Raw genomic sequence first — 4,389 nt, forward strand, 5'->3', positions numbered from 1 at the left:
GGCAGGGTGGCGCTGCCGGCGGCGAGCGCGGCGAAGCGCACCCGGTCGAGCAGGGAGCCGATTCCGGCGAGCGCGGTGCGGGGCGCGCCGGTGGGCTCGCGCAACGGGTTGACCAGCCGGTGCAGGTCGTCGCCCTTGCGCACCAACACGCCGGAGGTGAAGTAGCCAAGGTGCAGGCGGTCGACGTCGAGCAGCTTGCCGAGTTGCGGGTAGGCGGTGTTGAGGACCTGGAAGCCCCGGTCGAGGAGGTACCCGTCGACGGTGTCGGTGGCGACGCGGCCGCCGAGCCGGCCGCGGGCCTCCAGCAGCCGCCACGGCACGCCGGCCCGGTGCAGCCGCCGGGCCGCGGCCAGGCCGGCCAGGCCACCGCCGACGATCACCACATCGGTCTCAGCCAGCATCACGCGCCTCCCCCTCACCCTGGGACCGGGACAGCCGACTCGGCCACCACACCTTCGGCCCGATGTCGTACGCGAGCGCCGGCACCAGCAGCGAGCGGACGACGATGGTGTCGATCAGTACGCCGACGGCCACGGCGACGCCCAGCTCGACGAGCACCACCAGCGGGAGCACGGCGAGCGCGCCGAAGGTTGCGGCGAGCACGATGCCGGCGGAGGTGATCACGCCGCCGGTGACCGCGAGGCCGGCCAGCACGCCGGCCCGGGTGCCCCGTTTCACCGACTCCTCCCGGACCCGGCTCATCAGGAAGATGTTGTAGTCGATGCCGAGGGCGACCAGGAACACGAAGGCGAAGAGCGGGAACGAGGCGTCGACGCCGGGGAAGTCGAAGACGTACCGGAAGATCAGCGCACAGAGCCCGAGTGTGGCGGCGAAGCTCAGCAGCACGGTGGCGATCAGCAGGATCGGCGCGAGGACCGCCCGCAGCAGCAGGGCCAGGATGATCGCGATGACCACCAGCACCACCGGGATGATCACGTTCTGGTCGCGCCGGGAGGCGTCGGAGGTGTCCACGTTGATCGCGGTGAACCCGCCGACCACGGAGTCCGAGCCGGGTACGGCGTGCACCGCCACCCGCAGGTCCCGGATGGTCCGCTCGGCGCCGTCGCTGTCCGGCGGGGCGGCCAGCGTCGCCTCCAGTTGGACGCGGCCGTCGACCACCTTCGGGGGTGCGTTCTCCTCGGGTGGGCCGGCCCGCTCGGCGGTGACCGGGCGGACGGCGGCCACACCGGGGACGCCCCGGGCCACCCCGGCGACCTGGCGTGCCGCCCCCTCGGTGGTGAAGATCGTGGCCGGGCTGCCGGTGCCGGCCGGGTAGTGCCGGGCGATGACCTCCTGCCCGGCGACCGAGTCGGTCCGCTCGGTGAACAGGTCGGTCTGGCCGAGGGTGGTCGCGCCGAGTTGGGTCAGGCCGAGCGCGAGCGCGGCCAGCAGGACGGCGGTGACCAGCCAGACCGGTCGGGCCCGCCGGGCCACGAATCCGGCGACCCGGCTCCAGATGCCGTGCTCGGCCTGCGGGTCGGCGCGGTCGTGCCGGGGGCGGCGCGGCCAGAACGCCCACCTGCCGCCGAGCACCAGCAGGGCCGGCAGGAAGGTGAGCATCACCAGCAGGGTGGCGCCGATGCCGATGGCCGCGACCGGGCCGAGCGCCCGGTTGGAGTTGAGGCTCGACAGCAGCAGGCAGAGCAGGCTGAGGATGACCGTGCCGCCGGAGGCGATGATCGCCGGCGCGGCGCCCTTCCAAGCGGTCCGCATGGCGTCCCAGGGACGCTCGTGCCGGTGCAGTTCCTCCCGGTACCGGGCGACCAGCAGCAGTGCGTAGTCGGTGCCCGCGCCGAACACGAGCACCGTGAGGATGCCCTGCGCCTGCCCGTTCAGCTTGATCACGTCGGCGTCGGCGAGCAGGTAGACGAAGACCGACGCGAGGGCGTACGACATGCCGGCGGCGAGGAGCGGGAAGAGCCACAGGATCGGGCTGCGGTAGACGACCAGCAGGATCACCAGCACCACGCAGAGGGTGACCAGCAGCAGGGTGCCGTCGATCGCGGAGAAGACCTCGATGAGGTCGGCCAGCAGGCCGGCCGGCCCGGCGACGTCGACGGTCAACCCGTCCCGGTCGCCGCCGGCCACGGCCCGCAGGTCCTCGACGGTCGCGCCGATCGCCTCGCCCTCCGCGTCGTCGATGGGCACCACCACCTGGAGGGCCTGCCCGTCCTGGCTGGGGATCGGCGGCGGCAACGGCGCCACCACCCCGGGCACCCGGGCGAACCGGGCGGCGTCCGCGGCGACCCGCTGCCGGTCGGCGTCGGTGATGCCGGAGGTCCGCTCGTAGACCACCAGCGCCGGGGTGGTCTGCCGGTCGACGAAGCCGCCGGACAGCTCCTGGGCGCGGGTCGCCTCGGCATCGGTGGGGAGGAAGGAGGCGTTGTCGTTGGTCGCCACCTCGCTCAGCCGGCCGGCGAACGGCCCGGCCACCCCGCCGATGACCAGCCAGGCGAGCACGACGGCCACCGCGACCAGCGTGACCCTGCCCCGGCCACCTCTTCCGGACATCCGCATCCCACCCCTGAAACGACGCATCGATCGACGCAGCGGGAGTCTAAGTCGACATCGCCCATCCTGCCGGCCAGGCGGAAGGAAGGGCCCCCTCTTAACGCATTTCGCAGAGGAAGGGCCCCTTGTCAACGCATGGCGGATGTGCGGCCGTCCAAGCGGAACGCGCGCGGAGGGGCCGGGCCGGGAAGACGGCGAACGCCCGCCGGCATGCCGACGGGCGTCTGGTGGAGAAGCTCCCCCGTTTGGACTCGAACCAAAAACCTGCCGGTTAACAGCCGGCTGCTCTGCCAATTGAGCTACGGGGGATCGTGCTGCCGCCCGCCGGAAGGATCTCCTTCGCCGTGCGACGGGGACAAGAGTACAGGACTCCCCCGGGCGGCGGTCCAGGGGGTTACCCACCCGAACAGACGCCACGATCACCACGATAAAGCAGACAAATCGCCATCACGGCACAGGGAGGCATGAGCAGAGAGCAGGATGGGTAGTTAGCTGCCGACAGAGGACGCAGGCGCGAATTGGTCGACCCCGGCCGGGTATGCGGGGGCCGACGGCGCGTCAGGTACGAGAGGAGCCGCCATGCGCGGAAAGATCATGTTTCTTGGCGGGCTGGCTGCGGGATTCGTCCTGGGCGCCCGTGCCGGTCGGGAGAAGTACGAGGAGTTGGTGATCCGGGGCCGCAAGGTGCTCGACCACCCGACCGTCCAGGAGGCGGCGGGTGTCGCGCAGGCCCAGGCGACCCGGCTCTACAGCGAGGGCAAGGACAAGGTCAGCCAGTCGAAGCTGGGTGAGAAGCTGGGCACCGGCACCGGCAACGGCCAGAAGCAGGAGCTGACCGCCGCCGACGACGCGTTCGCCGGCACGCCGGCCACCGTCGGTGCGAAGTCGGGCTCGAGCTCGGCCTCGGGCACTCCGTCGGCCACCACCACGCCTCGCAACAGCAAGCCGTCCAGCTCGGGCACCAGCGGCGTCTGATCCACCGCACCACTGAGCGGGCCGGTCACCCTCGGGTGACCGGCCCGCTGGCATGTGTACGCCCTCGACCTGCTCGTCCGGTTTCACCGGGCGTGGCCCCGTTCGCCACGCGGGGGAAACACCGCCGTGGCAGACTCGCGGCCGGGAGGTGATGGCGATGGTGTCGGTCCGGCCGGAGACCACGGACCAGGCGCGCCTGGTCACGCTGCTGCGCGACGACGGCCCCCGCTCACGGGTGGAGCTGGGCGACGTGCTGGGTCTGCCCCGTGCACGGCTCGCCGCCGAGGTGGAGCGGCTCGTCGAGGCCGGCCTGGTGGAGGCCGCCGGTCCCGCCGCGTCCCGCGGCGGCCGGCGCTCGTCGCTGTTGCGCCTGGGGCGCGGGGTGCGCTTCGCCGGCGTCGTCGTCGGTACGCGGGACCTCGTCGTCACCGTCACCGACGGGGAGCTGACCCCGCTCGCCGAGCTGCGGGAACCCGTCGACGTACGGCAGGGACCGGAGCCCGTGGTCCGGCGCGCGGTCGAGCTGATCGCCAAGCTCCGGGCCGAGCTGGGGCTCGGCCGGCTCACCGGCGTCGGCGTGGCCCTGCCCGGGCCGGTGGACGTCCGGGAGGGCATGCCGATCTCGCCGCCGCTGCTGCCCGGCTGGCACCGGTTCCCGGTGCGCGACACCATCGCCGCCGAGCTGGGCACTCCCACGCTGGTCGACGACGACGCCAACGTCGGAGCCCTCGGCGAACGGCACGCCGGCGTGGGTCGCACCTTCGACGACTTCCTCTACCTGCGGCTCGGCGCCGCTGTCGGCTGTGGCCTGGTGCTCGGTGGCGGCCTGCACCGGGGCGCCACGGGCAGCGCCGGCGACATCGCGCACCTGCGCCTGACCGAGGACGGCCCGACGTGCGTGTG

At 73.0% G+C, this 4,389-nt stretch carries 4 protein-coding genes and 1 tRNA gene; 2 read left to right on the forward strand and 3 right to left on the reverse strand.

Annotated elements, in window-relative coordinates:
• From AB0I76_RS23340 to AB0I76_RS23350, 3 genes are all read right to left on the reverse strand, one after another.
• On the reverse strand, window positions 1-401 hold a 401-nt coding region (locus tag AB0I76_RS23340; protein ID WP_357039163.1), incomplete at its 3' end, for an FAD-dependent oxidoreductase.
• Window positions 391-2,511, reverse strand: a complete 2,121-nt coding sequence (locus tag AB0I76_RS23345; protein ID WP_357039166.1) for an MMPL family transporter — start codon at window positions 2,509-2,511, stop codon at window positions 391-393. The genes AB0I76_RS23345 and AB0I76_RS23340, both read right to left, overlap by 11 nt.
• A gap of 236 nt (window positions 2,512-2,747) precedes the next feature.
• A tRNA-Asn gene (locus tag AB0I76_RS23350) sits at window positions 2,748-2,820 on the reverse strand.
• Between the two features lie 270 nt (window positions 2,821-3,090).
• On the opposite strand from AB0I76_RS23350, the gene AB0I76_RS23355 reads away from it, so the two are divergent.
• Both AB0I76_RS23355 and AB0I76_RS23360 read left to right on the forward strand, forming a co-directional pair.
• Complete coding sequence (locus AB0I76_RS23355) at window positions 3,091-3,486, forward strand: hypothetical protein (protein WP_357039169.1); 396 nt, start codon at window positions 3,091-3,093, stop codon at window positions 3,484-3,486.
• 157 nt (window positions 3,487-3,643) lie between these two features.
• On the forward strand, window positions 3,644-4,389 hold a 746-nt coding region (locus tag AB0I76_RS23360), incomplete at its 3' end, for an ROK family transcriptional regulator (protein ID WP_357039172.1).

Source organism: Micromonospora sp. NPDC049799, from assembly GCF_040656655.1.
Classification (GTDB): domain Bacteria; phylum Actinomycetota; class Actinomycetes; order Mycobacteriales; family Micromonosporaceae; genus Micromonospora.

Bases quoted from the DNA above. Each gene is read 5' to 3' on its own strand.
- AB0I76_RS23345 (WP_357039166.1), bottom strand. From the start codon at position 2,511: ATGTCCGGAAGAGGTGGCCGGGGCAGGGTCACGCTGGTCGCGGTGGCC.
- AB0I76_RS23355 (WP_357039169.1), top strand. From the start codon at position 3,091: ATGCGCGGAAAGATCATGTTTCTTGGCGGGCTGGCTGCGGGATTCGTC.